Source organism: Streptomyces sp. G-G2 (assembly GCF_030063135.1).
Lineage (GTDB): Bacteria > Actinomycetota > Actinomycetes > Streptomycetales > Streptomycetaceae > Streptomyces.
On record NZ_JASISO010000003.1, the window covers coordinates 254,378 to 275,430 of the forward strand.

The 21,053-nt window shown below is 73.0% G+C and carries 19 protein-coding genes; 12 read left to right on the plus strand and 7 right to left on the minus strand.

Translation table 11 applies throughout. The features are described 5' to 3' along the window. Positions 1-144 precede the first annotated feature (144 nt). Positions 145-1,056 (minus strand): transcriptional regulator CynR, encoded by a 912-nt coding sequence (cynR, locus tag QMF80_RS04220; RefSeq protein WP_283449533.1) that lies wholly within the window; start codon positions 1,054-1,056, stop codon positions 145-147. Positions 1,057-1,184: 128 nt separating this feature from the next. Between cynR and QMF80_RS04225 the strand changes: the two genes are divergently transcribed. Together QMF80_RS04225 and cynS are read left to right on the plus strand one after the other, a co-directional pair. After that, the gene (locus QMF80_RS04225) at positions 1,185-1,772 is read left to right on the plus strand and encodes a carbonic anhydrase (RefSeq protein WP_283449534.1); all 588 of its coding nucleotides are present in this window, start codon (positions 1,185-1,187) and stop codon (positions 1,770-1,772) included. Positions 1,773-1,828: 56 nt separating this feature from the next. Next, positions 1,829-2,299, plus strand: a complete 471-nt coding sequence (gene cynS / locus QMF80_RS04230) for a cyanase (RefSeq protein WP_283449619.1) — start codon at positions 1,829-1,831, stop codon at positions 2,297-2,299. A gap of 16 nt (positions 2,300-2,315) precedes the next feature. Here the strand turns inward: cynS and QMF80_RS04235 are convergent, their stop codons facing one another. From QMF80_RS04235 to QMF80_RS04245, 3 genes are all read right to left on the minus strand, one after another. Further along, positions 2,316-3,203, minus strand: coding sequence for a glycoside hydrolase family 19 protein (locus QMF80_RS04235; RefSeq protein ID WP_283449622.1), 888 nt, complete (start codon positions 3,201-3,203; stop codon positions 2,316-2,318). Between the two features lie 236 nt (positions 3,204-3,439). Then, positions 3,440-5,245, minus strand: a complete 1,806-nt coding sequence (locus QMF80_RS04240; RefSeq protein WP_283449535.1) for a glycoside hydrolase family 15 protein — start codon at positions 5,243-5,245, stop codon at positions 3,440-3,442. A 125-nt stretch (positions 5,246-5,370) separates the two neighbouring features. After that, a complete protein-coding gene (locus QMF80_RS04245) occupies positions 5,371-7,257 on the minus strand; it encodes a galactose oxidase early set domain-containing protein (RefSeq protein ID WP_283449536.1) in 1,887 nt (628 codons plus the stop codon). 557 nt (positions 7,258-7,814) lie between these two features. Between QMF80_RS04245 and QMF80_RS04250 the strand changes: the two genes are divergently transcribed. Beyond that, positions 7,815-9,284, plus strand: coding sequence for a UDP-N-acetylmuramoyl-L-alanyl-D-glutamate--2,6-diaminopimelate ligase (locus tag QMF80_RS04250; RefSeq protein WP_283449537.1), 1,470 nt, complete (start codon positions 7,815-7,817; stop codon positions 9,282-9,284). Between the two features lie 129 nt (positions 9,285-9,413). Beyond that, complete coding sequence (locus tag QMF80_RS38225) at positions 9,414-9,752, plus strand: acyl-CoA carboxylase epsilon subunit (protein WP_502962759.1); 339 nt, start codon at positions 9,414-9,416, stop codon at positions 9,750-9,752. Positions 9,753-9,789: 37 nt separating this feature from the next. Here the strand turns inward: QMF80_RS38225 and QMF80_RS04255 are convergent, their stop codons facing one another. Continuing rightward, entirely contained in the window at positions 9,790-11,436 is a 1,647-nt protein-coding gene (locus QMF80_RS04255) for an FAD-dependent oxidoreductase (RefSeq protein ID WP_283449538.1), read from the minus strand. Between the two features lie 224 nt (positions 11,437-11,660). Between QMF80_RS04255 and QMF80_RS04260 the strand changes: the two genes are divergently transcribed. From QMF80_RS04260 to QMF80_RS04290, 7 genes are all read left to right on the plus strand, one after another. Beyond that, positions 11,661-12,767, plus strand: a complete 1,107-nt coding sequence (locus QMF80_RS04260) for a SchA/CurD-like domain-containing protein (protein WP_283449539.1) — start codon at positions 11,661-11,663, stop codon at positions 12,765-12,767. 136 nt (positions 12,768-12,903) lie between these two features. After that, positions 12,904-13,347 (plus strand): cupin domain-containing protein, encoded by a 444-nt coding sequence (locus QMF80_RS04265; RefSeq protein WP_283449540.1) that lies wholly within the window; start codon positions 12,904-12,906, stop codon positions 13,345-13,347. After that, positions 13,308-14,615 (plus strand): beta-ketoacyl-[acyl-carrier-protein] synthase family protein, encoded by a 1,308-nt coding sequence (locus QMF80_RS04270; RefSeq protein ID WP_283449541.1) that lies wholly within the window; start codon positions 13,308-13,310, stop codon positions 14,613-14,615. The genes QMF80_RS04265 and QMF80_RS04270 overlap by 40 nt, the downstream gene beginning before the upstream one ends. Further along, positions 14,612-15,880: a ketosynthase chain-length factor gene (locus QMF80_RS04275; RefSeq protein WP_283449542.1), complete on the plus strand. Its 1,269-nt coding sequence runs from the start codon at positions 14,612-14,614 to the stop codon at positions 15,878-15,880. Before QMF80_RS04270 ends, QMF80_RS04275 begins: the two co-directional genes overlap by 4 nt. A 41-nt stretch (positions 15,881-15,921) precedes the next feature. Then, complete coding sequence (locus tag QMF80_RS04280; protein ID WP_283449543.1) at positions 15,922-16,176, plus strand: acyl carrier protein; 255 nt, start codon at positions 15,922-15,924, stop codon at positions 16,174-16,176. 1 nt (position 16,177) lies between these two features. Beyond that, a complete protein-coding gene (locus QMF80_RS04285; RefSeq protein WP_283449544.1) occupies positions 16,178-16,648 on the plus strand; it encodes an SRPBCC family protein in 471 nt (156 codons plus the stop codon). A 159-nt stretch (positions 16,649-16,807) separates the two neighbouring features. Then, positions 16,808-17,140: a TcmI family type II polyketide cyclase gene (locus QMF80_RS04290; RefSeq protein WP_283449545.1), complete on the plus strand. Its 333-nt coding sequence runs from the start codon at positions 16,808-16,810 to the stop codon at positions 17,138-17,140. Here the strand turns inward: QMF80_RS04290 and QMF80_RS04295 are convergent. Then, complete coding sequence (locus QMF80_RS04295; RefSeq protein WP_283449546.1) at positions 17,110-18,585, minus strand: helix-turn-helix domain-containing protein; 1,476 nt, start codon at positions 18,583-18,585, stop codon at positions 17,110-17,112. The two genes, QMF80_RS04290 and QMF80_RS04295, sit on opposite strands and share 31 nt — an antisense overlap. A 149-nt stretch (positions 18,586-18,734) precedes the next feature. Here QMF80_RS04295 and QMF80_RS04300 point away from each other — a divergent pair, with 149 nt between their 5' ends. Further along, positions 18,735-20,108, plus strand: a complete 1,374-nt coding sequence (locus tag QMF80_RS04300) for a M64 family metallopeptidase (protein WP_283449547.1) — start codon at positions 18,735-18,737, stop codon at positions 20,106-20,108. 284 nt (positions 20,109-20,392) lie between these two features. On the opposite strand, the gene QMF80_RS04305 is transcribed toward QMF80_RS04300, so the two are convergent. Beyond that, a complete protein-coding gene (locus tag QMF80_RS04305; protein ID WP_283449549.1) occupies positions 20,393-20,818 on the minus strand; it encodes a hypothetical protein in 426 nt (141 codons plus the stop codon). Positions 20,819-21,053: the final 235 nt, after the last annotated feature.

Here is a 21,053-nt window from a genome sequence, read left to right on the forward strand (position 1 = left end):
CGGCGGAGGGCGGCGCGGCAGGGCGACGAGGCGGTGGGCGGCGCGGCAGGGCGACGAGGCGGTGGGCGGCGCGGCGGATGGCGGGGCGGCGGATGGCGACGCGGCGGTGGGCGGCGCGCTTCGTCCGGCGTCGCCCACCCCGGGCTACCGCGCCGCTCCGTGCGCCCCCGCACCGGCCGCCCAGGTCCGGGCCAGCGCGGTGAAGGCCCGCGCGGCGGCGCTCTCGTACGCGCCCTCCCTGCGCAGCAGGACCACGCGGCGCGCGGGGAGGGGCGGGCTCAGGGCGAGGGGGTGCAGCCGGGGCTGGTCCCGGGTGAGTGGGTCGGGCAGCACCGTGGCCAGGGCGGTGCGCCGGACGATCTCGGTGAGCGCGCTCAGCGAGTTGGCCTCCACCGCGATCCGGGGCGCGACGCGGTGCGCGGCGAAGTACGCGTCGATGTGCATCCGGGTCGCGAAGTCCCGGTTGAGCAGGGCGAGCTGACATTCCGCCAGTTCGGCGACCGGGAGCGGCCCGGGGTGTCGGGCGAGCGGGTGGGCGGGGCCGACGGCCAGGCCGAGGGTCTCGGTGAACAGCTCGGTGGCGCCGATGCCCGCGAGGTGCGGCCCGGCGAACGCGATCGCCAGGTCCAGCGAGTCCGCCGTCAGCCCGGCCTCCAGCTGGGCCTGGGTCATCTCCTTGACGTCCAGGGTGATCCCCGGATGGCCGGTGTGCAGTTCGGCCGCCAGGGGCCCGAGCAGGTACGCCGTGAAGGTCGGGGTCATCGCGAGCCGCAGGCTGCCCCGGGACAGGTCCGCCACGTCGAGGACCGCGCGCTCGGCCGCGGCCAGGTCCCGCAGGGCGCGGCGCGCGTAGTGCAGGTAGGCGGTCCCGGCGTCGGTGGGCCGCACCGTACGGCCGCTGCGGTCCAGCAGCTGGATGCCCACGGCCCGCTCCAGCTGCCGGACCTGCTGCGACAGGGTCGGCTGGGAGACCCGCAGCTCCTCGGCGGCGCGGGTGAAGCTGCCGTGTTCGGCGACGGCGAGCAGGTAGCGCAGATGACGCAGTTCCGGAGCCATGCCACCAGTATAGATGGCACCAATACCGATCATGACTCATACGACTTGGACACTATAGATACAGGTCATGCATGGTGGATCCCAGGCAGCCGCCACCAAGCGGCCGCAGACCGAAGGGAGTGACCGCAGTGACCACGCACGATCTCGCGGCAGGCGTCGCGCACTTTCAGCAGGACGTCTTCCCGGCCAAGGCGGGCCTCTTCGCCCGGCTGGCGCACACCCACCGGCCGCAGACGCTGTTCATCGGATGCTCCGACGCCCGCGTCGTACCGGAACTGATCACCCAGCGGGAGCCGGGGGAGCTGTTCGTCATCCGCACGGCCGGGAACCTGGTGCCCGCCTACGCCCCCGGATCCGACGGCGTCGGTGCCAGCATCGAATACGCCGTCGCCGTCCTGGGCGTCCAGGACATCGTGGTCTGCGGTCACTCCGCCTGCGGGGCGATGACCGCCCTCGCCGAGGGCCGCGACCTGGCGGGCCTGCCCGCCGTCGCGCACTGGCTGCGCCACGCCGACGCCTCGCTGGCCCGGACCGCGCGGGCGGCCACCGGGGACCGGGTCGCCGCCCTGGTGCGCGACAACGTCGCCGCGCAGCTGGCCAACCTGGCCACACACCCCTCGGTGGCCCGCGCCCTGGCCGAGGGCACGCTCACCCTGCACGGCTGGGTCTACGACATCCCCACCGGGGGCGTCGAGGACTTCACCGCCGCCGCCTGATCCCCGTTCGCTCTTCCCCCAGCAAAGGAGTCACCACCATGACGCAGACCACGAGCATGCCGCACGCCCAGTTCGACCCCGCCGCCCGGCAGGCCCTCGCCATCACGGCCGTCGAGGCCAAGACCCGCAAGGACCTGACCTGGCAGCAGCTCGCCGACGTCACGGGCCTGTCGGTCGCCTTCGTCACCGCCGCCCTGCTCGGCCAGCACCCGCTGCCCGCCGACGCGGCCCGCGCCGTCGCCGCGCTGCTGGACCTGGACGAGGACGCCGTACGCCTCCTGCGGACCATCCCGACCCGGGGTTCGATCCCCGGCGGCATCCCGACCGACCCGACCATCTACCGGTTCCACGAGATGCTCCAGGTGTACGGGACCACCCTCAAGGCCCTGGTCCACGAGCAGTTCGGCGACGGCATCATCAGCGCGATCAACTTCAAGCTGGACGTGCGCAAGGTCGCCGACCCGGATGGCGGGGAGCGCGCCGTCATCACCTTCGACGGCAAGTACCTCCCCACCAAGCCGTTCTGACGTCGGCCCCGACGGCTCAGCAGGTCAGGCGGTCACCCGGGGTCACGCCCAGGATCTGGGTGAAGGAGCGGTAGTTGTCCACCCGGCTCTGGACCTGCGCGGGATTGCCCCCGTTGCACTCCAGGGACCCGTTGATGGAGCGGATCGTCTCGCCGAAGCCCGCCCCGTTCACCATCGCCGCGTGAGCGGTCATCGTGCCCGGACCGTTCTGCGTGTTCCAATACCACAGGGCCGTCTTCATGGCCACGGCCGGGTCCTGCTCGACCAGGTACGGATTGGCGAGCAGATTGATCCCGAGGGCGTCACCGGCCGCCTTGTAGTTGAAGTTCCAGCTGAGCTGGATCGGACCCCGGCCGTAGTAGGCGGCCTGCCCCGCCGGGCAGCCGTACGGCTGTGACGCGTCGCAGTAGTGCGGGTAGTTGGCCGTGTTCTGCTCGACGATGTAGACCAGTCCGCCCGTCTCGTGGGCGACGTTGGCGAGGAACGCGGCGGCTTCGCGGCGCTTGGTGGTGTCGTCTCCCGTGTTGGCGAAGCCGGGGTAGGCGGACAGGGCCGCCACCAGCCCGTTGTAGGTGTAGAAGGGGTTCCGGTTCGGGAACATCTGGTTGAACTGGGCCTCGCCGACCACGAATCCGGACGGCGTACCGGGACCCGGGCCACCCGGGTCCGTGCCGCCGCCACAGGCGCCCTGGTCCGACCAGACGCCCCACTGGCCGGTGGTGCCGGGGGTCTCGGCCTGGGTCCACCACTTGGCCTGCCAGTTGTGGCCGCCGTACGAGGTGGTCATGCCGTTCGTGTACACGGCGGACGAGGCCCAGGGGCCGGCGCAGGCCGCCGCCGCGGCGGCGGGCGTGGCGGGCAGGGCGATGGCGAGGGCCGCGGTCACGGCCGCGGCGGATGTCAGGGCGACGGTGCGAAGACGTAGCGCACGAATCACGGAACTGCTCCTCGGGTGGGGGGAATCGCCGTGGGGGGCAACTGCCGCCACTCAAGCGAAGCTGGTCTGGACCTGTCAAGGTCTAGACCAGCTTCGGTGTGTCCGCGGAGCCTTTCGTTCCGCGGCCGGATCCCCCCGCCCCACCCTCCCGCGCCGCCCCTTCCTCCGTCTCCTCGCTTCCTGCGCCTACTCGCTTCCTGCGCCTACTCGCTTCCTGCGCCTGCTCGGCTCCCAGTGCCGAGGGCCAGCGCGGAGCCCACCAGGCCGATGTGGCTGAACGCCTGCGGGAAATTGCCCAACTGCCGCCCGGCCACCGGGTCGTACTCCTCGGCCAGCAGCCCCACGTCGTTGCGCAGCTCCAGCAGCCGCTCGAACAGCTCCCGCGCCTCCTTCTCGCGCCCCGTCATCAGCAGCGCGTCGGCCATCCAGAACGAGCAGGCCAGAAAGGTTCCTTCGGCTCCGGGCAGCCCGTCCACGGACGGCCCCTCCGTCGAGTACCGGCGCACCAGGCCCCCGTGCCCGAGTTCCGCGCGGACCGCGTCGACCGTGCCGATCACCCGGGGATCGTCGGGCGGCAGGAAACCCACCCGGGGGATCAGCAGGGTCGCCGCGTCGAGCTCCACGGAACCGTACGACTGGGTGAAGGTGCCCCGCACCGGGTCGAAGCCCTTCTCGCACACCTCGCGGTGCACCTCCTCGCGCATCGTCCGCCAGCGCTCGACGTCACCTTCCAGATCGGGGTTCGCCTCCAGCGTGCGCACGGCCCGGTCCGCGGCCACCCACGCCATCACCTTCGAGTGCACGAAGTGCCGGCGGGGGCCGCGGACCTCCCACAGGCCCTCGTCGGGCCGCCGCCAGTTCTCCGCCACGAACCGCAGCAGGGCCAGGTTGATCTGCCAGGCGTGCGTCTCCGCGGCCAGCCCCGAGGTGCGCGCAAGGTAGAGGGAGTCGATGACCTCCCCGTACACGTCGAGCTGGAGCTGGTCGACCGCCGCGTTGCCGACCCGGACCGGCGCGGAGGATTCGTACCCGGCCAGCCACGGCAGGTCCATCTCCGGGATCCGCCGCTCGCCGGCGATCCCGTACATGATCTGCAGGTCGGCCGGATCGCCCGCCACCGCGCGCAGCAGCCACTGCCGCCAGGCCTGCGCCTCGTCCAGGAACCCGGTCTGGAGCAGCGAGTTGAGGACCAGGGTCGAATCGCGCAGCCAGCAGTAGCGGTAGTCCCAGTTGCGCACGCCGCCGATCTCCTCGGGCAGCGAGGTGGTGGGCGCCGCGACGATCCCGCCGGTCGGCGCGTAGGTGAGCGCCTTGAGCGTGATCAGCGAGCGCATCACCGCCTCGCGGTAGGGGCCCTCGTACAGGCACTGGGCGGACCACGCCCGCCAGTCCTCCAGGCTGCTCTCCAGCGCCTCGTACGGATCGACCAGGTCCGGGCGCGGCTCGTGCGAGGGGTGCCAGGTCAGGACGAAGGCCACGCGTTCACCCGCGGCGACCGTGAAGTCCGAACGGGTGCTGTTGCCCTCGCCCCGGGTGTCCACCGGCGGGTCGCTGCGCAGCCAGGTGGAGTCGGGTCCGGCGACCGCGACCCGGTGGCCGTCGGCGCGCCGCACCCAGGGCACGACGGCGCCGTAGTCGAACCGCAGGCGGAGCGTTCCGGTCATCGCCACGGAGCCGGAGAGGCCCTCGACGATGCGCATGACATCGGGGGCGACATCGCGCTGCGGCATGAAGTCGGTGACCTTGACGGTTCCTTCGTCGGTCTCCCAGACGGATTCGAGCACGAGGGATTCGCCCGCGTACGCACGCCGGGTGCATCCGGTCCCGGCCGCCGCCCCCGCCGGGGCGATCCGCCAGTGGCCGTTCTCCTCGTCCCCCAGGAGCGCCGCGAAGCAGGCACCCGAATCGAAGCGGGGCAGACACAGCCAGTCGATGGAGCCGTCCCGGCCGACCAGGGCGGTGGTCATCAGGTCGCCGATCAGCGCGTAGTCCTCGATGCGTTGGTTCACCCGAGTCGTGTTCCCCCGGGACCACCGCGCTAAGCGGGCCGACCGGGGATGTGATCCACTCGGCGCGGCCGGCCGCCGCCGCGACCCGGCTCGGCGGGTGCCGAGCCGGGCCGCCGCGGGTCCGCTCAGCGGGTGCCGAGCCGCACCCATCGCGCCGTGCTCGGGACGCCCTTCGCGTTCAGCAGGAAGAGCATGTAGTGCCCGGGCGGGGCGTCGGCGGCGCTGGGCGGGGTGCGCAGCGTGAGCGCGGTGTCCCGGCTGCCGGTGATCCGGAGTTCCAGGTGCCGCTGGCTGGTGTTCACGGCGTGCGTGACCGTCGTCGGCGCGAGGAGCACGGCGCGCCGGACCTCGCCCGGGGTGGCGGTGGTGACCTTGAACTCCGTGTCGTAGCCGAGCTCCCCGGCGGGCACCCGGTCGAGGGCGGGGCGCGCGCCCCGGTGCAGGTACGCCGGTTCGTACAGCTCGATGCTGCCGTCCATGCCGTCCCGGATGTCGGGGTCGTTGGCGATCTGCTGGAGCTCGTCCCCGGTGACCATCACCCGGCCGTCCGGCAGGACGAGGGCGTTGGAGTGGTAGCCGCGCGGCAGCCGCTGGGCGGGCCCGAGCCGCCAGTGGCCGTCGGGGCCGCGCAGCTCGGTCTGCCGGTACTTCAGGTCCGCCTGCGGATTGAAGGGGCCGTGGCCGTAATCCCGGGTGTCCAGAGCTCCGTTGACGGTGAGCAGGGTGGCGTCCGGGAGGATCAGCGTGTCGTCCTGGGTCCGGCCGAAGGCGCGCGGCTGCTCGGTGGTCCAGGCGCCGCCCGAGAGCCGGTAGGTGTTCGGGTCCTTCGGATCGCCGCCGAGTACGAGCACCGAGTCGGGCCCGCGGAACCCGGCGGGCAGCGGCACGGCCGAGCCGTAGCCCCGGAAGTCCGCGGGCCGCCGGGCCAGGTCGGCGCGGGTCTCCTTGACCGGGTCGAACAGCCACTGCTGGTCGGCGTCGCGCCCGAGCCCGTAGATCATGCCGTCCCGCAGCGAGAAGAGGTGCGGGTAGTCGTTGCGGAAGGGCGCGTCCGCCCCGAACCGTTCCACCGGGAGGTTCACCGGAATGTCGTACGTCCGCCAGGGCACGGGCCGGGAGCGCGCCGGGAAACGCTCCACCACCGGGGTGGGGGTGCCCGTGCCCCGCTGGGACTGGCCGGACATGATGAACTGGCGGCCGTCCGCGCCGGTCACCACCGAGGGGTACCAGCGGCCCACCGACATGTCGCGGTTGCGGAACCAGGTCTCGGTCCAGGGGTCGAAGACGAAGGACAGCTTGGCGCCGCTGCCGCCCTTGCCACCCGCGTTGCCGCCGAACACGGCGACCATCCCGTTGGGCAGGAAGGCGTGGCCGGCGCAGAAGAACGGGGCGGGCCGGGGCGCGTACCTGCCGTCCGGCAGCAGGACGGTCGGTGGCTCGACCTTCTTGAAGGAGCCGGCCCCGGTGCCCCGGGCGGGGTCCCAGAGGTAGGCGCGGCCCGCGTTCGTGCGGCCGATCCGGTCGGTGGGCCCGGTCTCCTTGGTGGGATCGGTCTCGACGCGCTCGAAGGAGAAGAGCAGCACCTTGCCGGTGGGCAGCTGGGCGACGTGGACGCCGAAGTCGGGGGAGGGGAAGAACTCCGTGAACCGGCCGGACTCGGCCGCGGCGAAGCCCGCGTTCGCGGTGCGCTGCGAGGCGCTCAGCGCTGCGAGGCTCGTGGTGCGCTTGGCCTGCGGGTACTCCGCCGCCCCCACGCTGCCCGCGGCGAGCCGCCGCCGGGCGTGCTCCCGGGCGTGGTCCTCGCCGAGCAGCGCGGCCTCGTCGGGCCGCGGCGCGGCCGGGTCCCCGTGGTGGTGGGCGGGGGGGGGCGGGGGGTGCGGGCCGGGCGGGGCGGGCGGTGCGGTGGCCGGGGCGGCGCCGATGACGGCCAGGGCGGCGAGGAGCGCGCGGGCGGACCGGAGGGCCGGGTTTCGTACGGAACGCCTCGGCGCGGGGTGGGGTGCGCGGGCCATGGGACTCCTGAACGGAAGGGGGTCAGCTCCCGCGCCTGCGGGCCGAATCGCGGCCCATAGTAGGAGGAAAGGGGCAGATGTCCGGTGGTGCCGCGCGCCGACCGGGCGTCGAAGCCACCATCGGCCGCGCTCTGCCGTCCGGTGCGGCCGTCGGCCCCGTGCTTCGCCGGCGTCCGCCGGACGGGGGATCCGCGCCGCCGCCCGGGCGGGCGGCGGCGCCCTCGGGCCGGTCTCAGCGCACCCGGGATCCGGGCCGCTCCGCCGCCCGTACACTCGGCGTATGGGTCGCACACGCACACGCGTCAAGGGGAAGAGCCTGCACCAGGCCACCTTCGCGCTGCGCGGGGCGCTGCACGGCCACGGCTGACGACCCCCGCCGCCGCCCGTCCGCACCCGTCCCCTGACCCCGGACCGGGTCCGCCGACGCCGGTCACCCATCGCGCGCATCCATCCGCGCACCGCATTCACCGCATTCACCGCAGCCTCCGGCGCACCGCCGGGGCTGCCGCCTGGCCGCTGCCGCACCACGGGCGCCGTGCCACTTCGAAGGGACCACCATGAAGCTCAGCGAGCTGTTGGCAGAGCACGACCACGAGGTTCTCCGCGGCGACCCGCAGGCCGTGGTGATCACCGCGGGCCCCACCTTCGATGTCGACCGGGTGACCCCCGGTTCCCTGTTCGTCGCGGTCCCCGGCCATGTCGAAGGCGGTCCTGACGCCGTGGGCCCGGCGCTGGCGCGCGGCGCCGCGGCGGTCCTCGTCGAGGCGGGTGCGCCGGACGCCCCGGCCCCGGGAGGGTGTGTCGTGCGGGTCGCGGACACGCGCAAGGCGGCCGCGGTCGTCGCCTCCCGCTACTTCGGCGAGCCGGGGCGGCAGATGGACGTGGTGGCCATCACGGGCACCAACGGGAAGACCTCCGTCTCCTACATGGTCGAGTCGGTCCTGCGGATCGCCGAGGGCGCGAAGGTGGGCGTCATCGGCACGGCGGGCAGCCGCATCGGCGACGAGCTGATCCCGATGCCGCGCACGGTGCTGACCACACCCGAATCACCGGATCTGCAGTACCTGTTGGGATGCATGCGCGACCGCGGGACGACCAGTGCGGTGCTCGAGGCCACCTCGATGGCCCTGTTGACCTACCGGGTCGACCGTACGTTCGTCGATGTCGGGGTGTTCACCAACCTGACGCAGGACCACCTCGACGACCACGGAACAATGGCGAACTACCGGGACGCCAAACTCCGTCTGTTCCAGGGGCTTTGCCGGCACGCGGTGGTCAACGCCGACGACCCCGTGGGCGAGGGCATCCGCAAACTGATGCCGGACGCGGTGACCACGTACGCCTTGGACACCGGGGCGGACTACCGCGCGGTGGACCTGGTGATGGATGCCTCCGGCACCCGGTTCGTCCTGCTCCACGACGGACAGCGGTATCCGGCGTCGATCCCCGTTCCCGGCCGGTTCTCGGTCTCCAACGCGCTGGCCACCGTGGCGGCCTGCCACGTCCTGGGCCATCCGCTGCCCGGTCTGGTGGCGGCGCTGGCCGTGATGCCGCCCGTTCCCGGCCGGTTCGAACGTGTACGGACCCCGGGCGGCACCTCGGTGATCGTGGACTACGCGCACTCCCCGGACTCCCTCGACAAGGTGCTGACCGCCATCCGCGGATTCGCCCGGGGCCGGGTGATCACCGTCTTCGGCTGCGGCGGGGACCGGGACGCCACCAAGCGCGCCGAGATGGGGCGGATCGCGGGCACCCACTCCGACCTGTGCGTCCTCACCTCGGACAACCCGCGCAACGAGGACCCCGAGGGGATCATGGACCAGATCGCTCCGGGGCTCGTGCGGACCGGTACGCCGTTCGAGCGGTTCGCCGACCGCCGCGCGGCCGTGGCCTTCGCCCTGTCGGCCGCCGGTCCCGAGGACACCGTCCTGATCGCGGGCAAGGGCAGCGAGCCGCACCAGATCATCGGCGACCGGCTGCTCCCGTTCAGCGACGTGGCCACGGTGCGGGAACTCGCCGGTCCGTAAGCCGTCCGTCGCACGGATGGGTGTGGACAGGGCCGCCCGACACGACAGGGCCGCACCGTGATCGTAGCGTCGTCAGCATCCGGGCCAGCAGGCCCGCGCGGTGAACTCTCCTGATGAGAGGCCCTGTCGATGCAGCCTGACGCACCGATATCGGACGCACCGATATCCGACGTGCCGGCATCAGTACCGGCACCAGAAGTACCGGCACCAGAAGTACCGGCACCACAAGGACCGACATCTGAAGTACCGGCACCAGAAGTGCCCCTGCGGAACCTGCTGCGGGTCCACCGCGGCGTCGCCGAGCCCGAGGAGCTGGCCGCGATCGCGGTCGTGGTCGCCTGCCTCGTGGGCCGCGCCTCGCACGCCACGCGTGCGGCGCGCGGATCCACCCGGCCCACCCGGGCACCCCGCCACAGGGGTCCGGGGCCGCGGGGCCACGGATGCTGGGCGGGGTGCTGGGCCTGCTGACGGCGCGGCCGCCCCGGGTCCCGGGGCGGCCGGTACCTCAGGAGCGGCGGAGCACCGTCGACAGCACGTCGAGCAGCACCGCCGCCGGGTCGCCCGCCGGAGCGGATCCGGCGTCGTCCGAGCGCCAGGCCACGAATCCGTCGGGGCGCACCAGCACGGCCCCGTCGGCGGGCAGCTCGTGCTCCGCGGCCCAGTCCGCGTCGTCGCCCTGGACCAGATCGGCCCCCGACGCCGCGGATCCGACCGTGTAGGCGTCCAGTCGCGCACCCGTCCGCCGGGACACCTCCCCGGCCGCCGCGGCCCACGGCGTGCCCGGCGCGCTGAGCAGCACGAAGGACCGCTCGAACAGGTCGAGCGTGGAGATCCGCTGCCCGGCCCTGGTCAGCCACAGGTGCGGGGCCCGGGTTCCCACGTCACCCTTCAGGCGCAGTCCGTCCGGGATGATCGGGCGCTCCGGGTCGCCGCCCACGACCGCGCCGGTCGGGTAGCAGTACCCCATCGCGGTCGGCAGCACCCCGCTCTTGGGGCCGCCGCCCATGGTGGGCGGCGGAGCGTACCCGGGGTGGGCGTGCTCCGCCGAGCGCGCCGAGGCCCGCTCGCTGGTGGCCCGGGCGACCGGGAGCCGTTCGGCCTCGTAGGTGTCCAGCAGCTCGATGCCCGCCGAGCCCCCGAGCACCGCAGCGATCTTCCACGCGAGGTTGTGCGCGTCCTGGATGCCGGTGTTGGAACCGAAGGCGCCCGTCGGGCACATCTCGTGGGCGGCGTCCCCGGCGAGGAACACCCGGCCGGTGGAGTAGCGGGTCGCCACCCGTTCGGCCGCGTGCCAGGGGGCCTTCCCGCCGATCTCCACGTCCAGGTCCGGGACGCCGATCGCCTCGCGGATCTGACGTACGCACCGCTCCTCGGTGAAGTCCTCCAGGGTCTCGCCCTGGTCGGGGTGCCACGGCGCGTGGAAGACCCACTGGGACTCGTTGTCCACCGGCAGCAGCGCCCCGTCCGCCCCCGGGCGGATCAGGTAGCAGACGATGAAGCGCAGATCGCCCAGCACGTCGGTCAGCCGCTCGGAGCGGAAGGTGATGCTGACGTTGTGGAACAGCTCGCCGCCACCCGTCTGGGGGATCCTCAGGGCCTCCCGGACCGGGCTGCGCGGGCCGTCCGCCGCGATCAGGAAGTCGGCGCGGACCCGGATGTGCTCCCCGGTGTCGCGGTCCTTGACCAGGGCGTTCACCCCGGTCTCGTCCTGGTCGAAGCTCATCAGTTCGGTGGCGAACCGCACGTCGGCGCCCTGCGCGCGGCTCTGCGCGGCCAGTTCCGGCTCGATGTTGTTCTGGCTGCACAGGCACCAGCCGGTCGGGCTGAACCGGGCCAGGGCCCCGGACGGGTCGATGGCCTTGACCAGCCAGTGGTGCTGGTCTCCGGTGAGTGACTCCGTCTGGAGGATGCCGTTGTTGTTCTCCAGCGCGGAAGCGGCCCGGCGGATCGCTGGCTCCGCTCCGGCGGTGCGGAACAGCTCCATCGTCCGGGCGTTGATGCCGCGGCCGCGCGGGTGGTCGGACGTACCGGCGTGCTTCTCGACCAGCATGTGCCTGATGCCGTGGCGGCTCAGGAACAGCGAGGTGGACAGGCCCACGAGGGAGCCGCCCACCACGAGGACAGGTACGCGGACGTCGGCGTTCTCTTCCATTGGCTACGGGCTCCTGATTTCTGTGCGAGTCGGTGCGGGGGGAGCGAACTCCTTATGCGGCTTATGCCCCCGATCGTCCATCAGGTCCGGGCGAGTCGTCGCTTGTCACCCGCTTGATTGTGAGATGTAGCGATCCGTCCGGGTCCGGATGACCATGAGGGGCAGCACCACCCACCTCCGCACCGAACGCGATGGCCTCGACGCCCTCACGAAGGAGTGAGCAGATGACCAACACCCTGGCCGAACGGGTGTCACAGTCCGCCTTCGACGGCTCGATGCTCCGAGTCGTCCTCCTGATGGACCTCCACGAGGGGACCCAGCAGCGGTTCTTCGAGGCGTACGAAAAGCTGCGTCACGACATCGCGTCCGTACCCGGACATCTCGGCGACCAGCTGTGCCAGTCCTTCGAGAACCCCTCCCAATGGCTCATCACCAGCGAGTGGGAGAGCGCCCCGCAGTACCTGGCCTGGGTCAACAGCGAGGAGCACGCCGAGCAGGTCCGCCCGCTGGGTGCCTGCGCCCGCTCCATGCGCCCCCTCAAGTTCACGGTCCTGCGCGAGACCGGCAGGCGCTACGACGCCCCCGCCGCCCCCTCGGTACGGGCCCGGCTCCAGCCTTCGCCCCGGCTCGGCGCGGGCATCGTCCGCCACGGCCTCACCTTCACGGTCAAGCCCGGCAGCGAGGGCGAGGTCGCCGCGATCCTGTCCTCCTACGCCTCCCCGGCGTCCCGGGTCGACGACCACACCCGGCTCTGCCGCACCTCCCTCTTCATGCACGGGAACCGTGTGGTCCGTACCGTCGAGGTCGAGGGCGACCTCATGGCGGCGCTGCGGCACGTGTCCGAACAGCCCGAGGTCCGCGCCGTGGAAGAGGCCATCAACCCCTACCTGGAACAGGACCGGGACCTCGCCGACCCCGAATCGGCCCGGATGTTCTTCATGCGGGCGGGCCTCCCGGCGGTCCACCACATCGCCGCCCCCGAAACCGTCGCGGACGCGGGCGAGGTCCACCGGCACGCGCTCTTCTACCCGGCCAAGCCCGGCTGCGGTCCCGCCGTCGCCCGCTTCCTCTCCCGCCAGGACGAGGCCGCCGCGCGGCGGCCCGACGGGCCCGTGCGCAGCAGCAGCATCTTCCAGCGCGACGACATCGTCGTCCGCCTCCTTGACGTGAGCGGCCCGCGCGACGCCCGCCCCCCGGCGGCCTTCGGCATCGAGGGCCCCCGCCAGGCGGCGGTGCTGGAACGGCTGCTCGCCCGGCCGGCCGGGCAGGACCCGGCCGCGCCCCACCCCATGAACCCGATCACGGACCGGCGCGCTCCCGCCCGGTCCTGATCCGGCCGCACCACTCCAGCACCACCCGTATGGCCCCGCACCACCCGCAGGCCCAGCACCACCCGCACCACCCGCGTTCCCGCCCCAGCCACGCCAGCCTCGCCCAGGCTCCGTCTCCGCCCGGAGGAAGTCAGCCATGACCAGACATCGCCCACACATCGTCGACCTGAGCGAGACGCAGCCCAACACCCGTCGCGGCGGCGATCTGCGCGCCGTGCTCACCCCTACCTCGGTGGGCTGCACCAGCGGCTTCATGGGCCTGGCGATCATGGGCCCGGGTGAATCCATCGCCGAGCACTACCACCCGTACTCGGAGGAGTTCGTGTACGTCGTGGCCGGGTACCTGGAGGTGGACCTCGACGGCGAGGCCCATCCGCTGCGCACCGACCAGGGGCTGCTCGTCCCCCTCAACGTCCGCCACCGCTTCCGCAACGTCGGGGACACCGAGGCCCGGATGGTCTTCCACCTGGGCCCGCTCGCCCCGCGGCCCGAACTCGGCCACGTGGACACCGAGGAAGCGCCGCACACCAAGGCCGCCGAATGGGAGCGCCCGCCGGACCGCACGGGAGTGGTGTCGTGACCCGCCGGCGGGTGGCCGTCACCGGAGTCGGCGTCGTCGCGCCCGGCGGCATCGGTGCCGCCGCCTTCTGGGACCTCCTCTCCAACGGCCGTACGGCGACCCGTGGCATCACCCTCTTCGATCCGGCCGGGTTCCGGTCCCGGATCGCCGCCGAGGTCGACTTCGACCCCGCCGCGCACGGGCTCGACGAGGACGCGGCGGCCCGGGCGGACCGGTACATCCAGTTCGCCCTGGTCGCCGCCAAGGAGGCGGTGGCCGACGCGGGCCTCGACCTCACCACCGACAGCGCCTGGCGAACCGGCGTCTCCCTCGGCACGGCGGTCGGCGGCACCACCCGCCTGGAGCACGACTACGTCGCCGTCAGCCAGCGGGGCGAATGGTGGGACGTGGACGAGCGGCTCGCCTCCCCCTTCCTGCACCGGGCGTTCACCCCCGCCACCCTGGCCTCGGCCGTGGCGGAACAGACGGGCGCCCGCGGACCCGTCCAGACCGTGTCCACCGGCTGCACGTCCGGACTCGACGCCATCGGGTACGCCGTCCACTCCATCCAGGAGGGACGGATGGACGTCTGCATCGCCGGAGCCTCGGACTCACCCGTGTCCCCGATCACCGTCGCCTGCTTCGACGCGATCAAGGCCACCTCGGCGAACAACGACGACCCCGCCCACGCCTCGCGCCCCTTCGACGCCCACCGCGACGGATTCGTCCTCGGCGAGGGCGGCGCCGTCCTGGTCCTGGAAGAGCTGGAACACGCCCGGGCCCGCGGCGCCACCGTCTACTGCGAGATCGGCGGGTACGCCACCTTCGGCAACGCCCACCACATGACCGGGCTGACCACCGAGGGCCTGGAGATGGCCCGGTCCATCGAGACTGCCCTCGACCAGGCCAGGATCCCGGCCGACGCCGTCGACTACGTCAACGCGCACGGCTCGGGCACCAAACAGAACGACCGCCACGAGACCGCCGCGGTCAAAAGGGTCCTGGGCGACCACGCCTACAAGACACCGATGAGCTCCATCAAGTCCATGGTCGGCCACTCCCTCGGCGCCATCGGAGCCATCGAACTCGCCGCCTGCGTGCTGGCGTTGCGTCACCAGGTCGTCCCGCCCACCGCCAACTACGAGACCCCCGACCCCGAGTGCGACCTGGACTACGTACCGCGCACCGCACGGGACCACCCCCTGCGCAGCGTGCTCTCCGTCGGCAGCGGGTTCGGCGGCTTCCAGTCCGCCGTGGTCATGTCCCAGCCGAAGGAGGTACGCGCGTGAACGCACGGAGCAGTGCCACCGGCCGTACGGAGGCCCCCGCGGCGGTCGCCGTCACGGGCATCGGTGTCATCGCGCCCAACGGGATCGGCGCCGACGCCTTCTGGAAGGCGACCCAGGCGGGCGACAGCGTCGTCGACCGCATCACCCGCCAGGGCTGCGAGCACCTCCCCCTGCGCATCGCGGGCGAGGTGCGGGGCTTCGACCCCGGCACCCTCATCGAGGAACGCTTCCTCGTCCAGACCGACCGGTTCAGCCACTACGCCCTGGCCGCCGCCGACCTCGCCATGGAACACGCCCGGCTCGGCCGCGCGGACTACGAGGACGACCCCTACTCGGTGGGCGTGGTCACGGCCGCCGGATCGGGCGGCGGCGAGTTCGGACAGCGCGAACTGCAACGGCTCTGGGGCCGCGGACCCCGCTACGTGGGGCCGTACCAGTCCATCGCCTGGTTCTACGCGGCCAGCACCGGCCAGGTCTCCATCCGGCGCGGGTTCAAGGGCCCCTGCGGGGTCCTGGCCAGCGACGAGGCGGGCGGACTGGACGCCTTCGCGCACGCCGCCCGGGCCATCCGCCAGGGCAGCCGGGCCATGCTCGCCGGAGCCACCGAGGCGCCGCTCGCCCCGTACTCGGTGGTCTGCCAGCTCGGGTACGAGGGGCTCAGCACCAGCGACGACCCCGAGCGGGCGTACCGGCCCTTCACCGACAAGGCCTGTGGATTCGTCCCGGCCGAGGGCGGCGCCATGTTCGTCCTCGAGGACGAGGAAGCGGCCCTGCGGCGCGGGGCGCCCGTACGCGCCCTGATCGCCGGGCACGCCGCGACCTTCACCGGTCCCGGCCGGTGGGAGGAGTCCGGCGAAGGCCTCGCCCACGCGATCCGCGGCGCCCTCGCGGACGCGGGATGCGCCCCCGAGGAGATCGACGTGGTCTTCGCGGACGCCATCGGCACCCCGCAGGCGGACGCGGCCGAGGCCCGCGCCCTGCACGAGGCGCTCGGCGCGCACGGGCGCGAGGTCGCGGTCACCGCCCCCAAATCCGGTACCGGGCGCGCCTACTGCGCGGCCGGGACCCTGGACGTCGCCGCAGCCGTCCTCGCCCTGGAACACGGCGTCCTGCCGCCCACCCCGAACGTCTTCGACGTGTGCCACGACCTGGCCGTGGTCACCGGCGGCGCCCGCTCCGCGGAGCTGCGCACCGCCCTCGTGCTGAGCCGGGGCCGGATGGGCTCCAACTCCGCACTCGTCATCCGCGGTCCGCGGCGCGCGTAGCCCGCGGCCACGGCCGTACCCCGCAGAGAAAGGCAGGCACCATGTCCGAACGACTCACCATGGAAGAACTGGCGGCCCTCATGAAGACCGCCGGAATCACCGTCGACCCGAAGGAGCTGGCGAGCCGTCCCGACGCGCAGTTCGACGACTACGGCCTCGACTCGCTGGGACTGCTCGGCGTCGTCGGTGAACTGGAGAACCGGCGGGGCCGCGCCCTGCCGACCGACGCCGACCGCTGCAAGAGCCCGGCCGAGTTCCTGGACCTGGTCAACAACAGCCTGATGATGGGAGCCTGACATGGCTGGCCACACCGACAACGAGATCACCGTCAAGGCCCCCGTGGACCTCGTCTGGGAGATGACCAACGACCTCCCCAACTGGCCGGGCCTGTTCAGCGAGTACGCCTCCATCGAGATCCTCGACCAGAGCGGCGACACCACCAAGTTCCGCCTCGCGATGCACCCCGACGAGAACGGCGTGGTGTGGAGCTGGGTCTCGGAACGCACCGTCGACCGCGACGGCCTCACCGTCCGGGCCCGCCGCGTCGAGACCGGCCCGTTCGCGCACATGAACATCCACTGGGAGTACGCCCCGGTCCCCGGCGGCACCCGGATGCGCTGGGTCCAGGACTTCGCGATGAAGCCGGACGCCCCGATCGACGACGCGGGCATGACCGAGCGGATCAACCACAACTCCCGCGTCCAGATGGAGCTGATCCGCGACAAGATCGAGGAGCACGGCCGCAAGAACCGGGTCCCGGTCGCCTGATGTCGGCGCCGCGCCGCGCCGCCCGCGCCGCGCGGCCCCGCACCGCTCCGGCCCGTCCTGCCCCTCGCGTCCTGCCCGGTCGCCTCCTGCCCCGTCGATTCCTGTCCCGCTCCGTCGGGTCCTGTCCCGCCGCCCGCGCAGAAAGGTCCCTCCCCTCCCATGCACCAAGCGCTCATCGTGGCCCGTATGGCTCCCGGTTCGGCCCCCGACATCGCCGACCTCTTCGCGGCCTCGGACGCGGGCGAACTGCCCCACCTGGTCGGGGTCAAGCGCCGCAGCCTCTTCCAGTTCGGCGAGGTCTACCTCCACCTGATCGAGTCCGACTCCCCGCCGGGTCCGGCCATCGCCGAGGTCACCGGACACCCCGAGTTCGTGTCCCTCAGCGACAGCCTCGCCCGGTACATCAGCCCGCACGACCCGGACACCTGGCGCGGCCCGAAGGACGCGATGGCCCAGCGCTTCTACCGGTGGGAGCGCGGCTCCAGCGGCTGACCCGCCGGAGCACCGCCCGCCCCCGATCGGGGCGGGCGGTGGCCGTGAAGGGCCGGGGACGGCGGCAGGGCGGGAGCCGGACCCAGCGTGGTGGTGCCGGGGGCCGCGCGATGGCCCAGCCCCGTGCGGTACGCGTCCAGCGCCGCCTCCGTCCGCCCGGTGCGCCGCAGCAGATCGCCCAGCAGGCGGCACAGGTCGGCGAGGTCGCCCGTCGCCCCGCTGCGCTCCAGCAGGGCCAGCGCCCGTACGTAGTGCTCCTCGGCGGACCCGGCGTCCCCGCGCTCCTCCGCGATGAGCCCCAGCAGCCGGTGGGCCCCGCCCGCGTGCACGGCGCCGTGCCGGTCCCCGAGTTCCAGCAGCTCCGACAGCAGCTCGGCCGCCTCCCCGGCCCGTCCGAGGCGGCGCAGCACATCGGCCAGCTCCACCTCGACCTGCGCGGTGTAGAGCACGGCCCGGCGCGCGGCCAGCATCTCCCGGGCTGTCCGCAACTCGGCCTCGGCCGCCAGTAGTTCGCCGTCCTGCGCCAGTACGTACCCCCGCATCCAGTGGCAGTGCGCCAGGTCGGTGCCCAGGCGCAGCTGCCGGTAGACGGCCTGCGCCTTGGCCAGTGAGGCATCGGCGTCCGCCGGGCGCCCCCCGGCGAGCAGCGTCCGGGCCACCTGCCGGTGCATGCCCGCGACCAGCGCCGGATCGGCCACCCGGGGCGCCAGCGACAGGGCGAGTTCGGCCGCGTGCGCCGCCCGGGTCTGCGCGCCCATGTCGAGGTACGGGCCGATGACGGCGGAGTAGAGCAGTACCAGCGCCTCGGGGTCGGCCAGTCCGCTCGCGTTCAGCTCGTCGATGGCGGACTCCAGGAGGTAGCAGGCGTAGCGCAGCTCACCGGCGAGCAGCAGGGCGACGGCCCGGCCCCGGATCGGCCGGGCCCGGCGGGGCAGCGGTTCGCCCTCCAGGAGCCGCTCCGCGGCCTCGAAGTGCGCCACCGCCTCCGGTAGTTCTCCCGACTCCAGGGCGCATTCACCCAGGCCCAGGAGGGCCTCGGCCCGCACGTCGGCGAGCCCGAGCCGCTCCGCCTCGGCCAGGATCCGCCGGTAGTGCTCCGCGGCCTCGTCGGCCGGTCCGGTGGCGAGCGTCCGCCCGGCGTCGGTCAGGGCGAGCCGCAGTTCGGTGGCCAGGTGCGCGGGCTGACCGGTGGCCAGCTCCTCGTAGGAGACGCCGAGGCGTTCGGCGAGGAAGCGCAGCGCGGGGCCCGACGGCCGTACCTTGCCCGACTCCAGTGTGGAGACGTAGGCCGCGCTGTACAGGGGATCGGCCAACTGCTTCTGGGTCAGCCCGCGTTCGGCTCGCAGTCGGCGCACCCTGCGGCCGATCGCGGCCGGTGCGTCCGCGGCTGTGTCCGCAGAGCCGTCTGCCCGTTCGTCTGCCAATTCGTCCGCCGGTCCGTCCATCAGTGCTCCCTGGTTCCGCCAACGTCCCCGACGATGAACAGTATTGAGTCGTCCGGACCATTGCGCACGCCCTGTGCGCCCCCTAATTTAAGCAACCGATTCACTGCGTTTAACCGGCTGCTTAACTTTCCTTCCCTGGGGGCCACTTCATGCGATCAGTCCTCCGCCCGACGGCCCTGCGCGGGGCCGTCGCGGCGGTCTGCGCCGCCGCCGCACTGCTGGCCGCCGCTCCCGCGGGAGCGAGCGCCGCCCCGGGCCCGGCCGCCCACCCGGTCGCCGCGGCGGCCGGGGCCCGGGTACCCGTCGAGATCCCCGGCCCGGAGCGCGGCGGCGACGCCGGCTCCGGATCGGTGCGGGTCCCGTCCGCGGGCCGGGCGAAGCCCTCGCTGGGGCTCTCCGAGGCCGAACGCACCGCCGACGGAGCGGTCACCGAGATGATCCGCAACGGGCCGGTCGCCGACCGCCTCGACGTCGTCGTCGTCGGCGACGGCTACACGGCGGCCGAGCTGGACCGGTTCCACGCCGACGCCAAGGCGAAGTGGGCCGAACTGGCCGCCATCGAGCCGTACGCGACGTACCAGAACCTCTTCAACGTATGGACGGTAGACGCCGTCTCCCGTGAGTCCGGGGTGTCCGGCGACCCCGATCCGGCCGCGGTCCGCGACACCGCCCTCGGCTCGTACTTCTGGTGCGAGGAGATCGAACGGCTGCTCTGTGTGGACCAGCCCAAGGTGGACGGGTACGTGGCGAAGGCGCCCGCGGCCGACCTGGTGATCGTCCTGGCCAACAGCGCCAAGTACGGCGGGGCGGGCTACAACGAGCCCAGCGCCACCCTCGGCTACGCGGGCATATCCACCGCCTCGGCGGGCCACCCGAAGTCCGGGCAGGTCGCCATCCACGAGACCGGCCACTCGCTGGGCAAGCTGGCCGACGAATACTTCTACCCCGGGGTCCCGGAGTACGAGCACTACACCGGCGCCGAACCCGCCGAGTCCAACAGTTCCACCCTCACCGCCGCCGCGATGGGCGCCCAGCGCGCCAAGTGGTACCGCTGGCTCGGCGCCCCGTCACCCGACGGCGGCCAGGTCGGCGCGTACGAGGGCGGCGGCTACTTCGTCACCGGCCTGTACCGGCCCACCGACGGGTCGATCATGCGGGTCCTGGGCAAACCGTTCAGCCTGCCCGGCACCGAGGCGATGATCGCGGGCTTCTACCGCTACGCGCACCTGGTCACCCCGCTCACCCCCACGGCGCGCCCGCTGCGGCTGCGCGACGCCGCGAAGGTCTCCGTACCCCGGCTGACCGGCCCGGACGGGCGGCAGCCGGTGGTCCGCTGGTACCTGGACGGCCGGGAGCAGAAGTGGCTCGCGGGCCGCACCGAGGTCCACGTCGGCGAACTGTGGCCGCTCGACCTGCGCACGCACCGGCTGACCGCCACGGCCGAGGACCGTACGCCGTCGGTGCGCGACCCGGAGATCGCCCGCACCCTGCGGTCCTCGGCCGCATGGCAGGTGCGGCTCTAGAGCCCCAGAGCCCCATAGCCCAGAGGACTGGATGCCTGGATTCCGGGGCACTGGGACCCGGTCCGGCCGTGGCGAAGGCGGTCGACGACCGCGAGGAACAGGAAGAAGTCCGGGATCTTCGCGATCGGGGTGCTGGAGACCACGGGAGCGGCTTCCCGGCCCGCTCCAGGAGAGCGCGCTCGGGGTCGGCGTAGAAGTCGGTCAGCTGTTGGGCGTGGGGAGGGTGTCGCGCCCGGCGGGACGATCCGAAAGGGCGGATCCTGCTGACCGCCCGCCGGGCCCTTTCACCGGGCTGTCAGATAGAGGTAGGAGCCCACCAGGCCGACCACGCACACAACGACCGCCCAGGACCCGAGACCGGTGTGCCGCCCGGTCCGGCCCGGGCGCCCGCCACGCCGTACCGGCGCCGGGGCGGACGGTCCCGGCGCCGTCTCGGACAGCAGTCTGCGGCAGACCGCCGCCAGCTCGGCGGTCCCGCCGGAGAGCCGCGCCACCGCCTCGCACCGGGCCGGGGCGGTCGTCCCGCCGTCGAGTATCCGCCCGGCGCGCACCAGGACTTCGTCCCGGCCCGCGCCCGTGGACAGGCTGATCCACCGCCGCACGTGATCCCCCCGGATCACCACCACGCCCGCCCGGTCCCGGTAGACGGCGTGCTCCCGCCACAGCACCTCGGCCAGCTCGGTCGCGGTCTCCCGCAATCGCGCGCTCATCCACGCACCCCCTCCGCACGCGTCTTCACACGTGTCGTACGTCGTCCGGTCAAAGGGGTGACTTTAACGGCAGCCACTGACATTGATACTCGTAGCGGGTTCCGGTGGTCGTGGCTCTGCCACTGACTGACACCCTGCTGGGTTGTCAGCTCCGGCCCGCGGGGGTCTGCGCCGATTCGGTCAACCGCACCCCAATGGCGGGCACATGGGGGATCGCTCCACCAACCGGACGAAA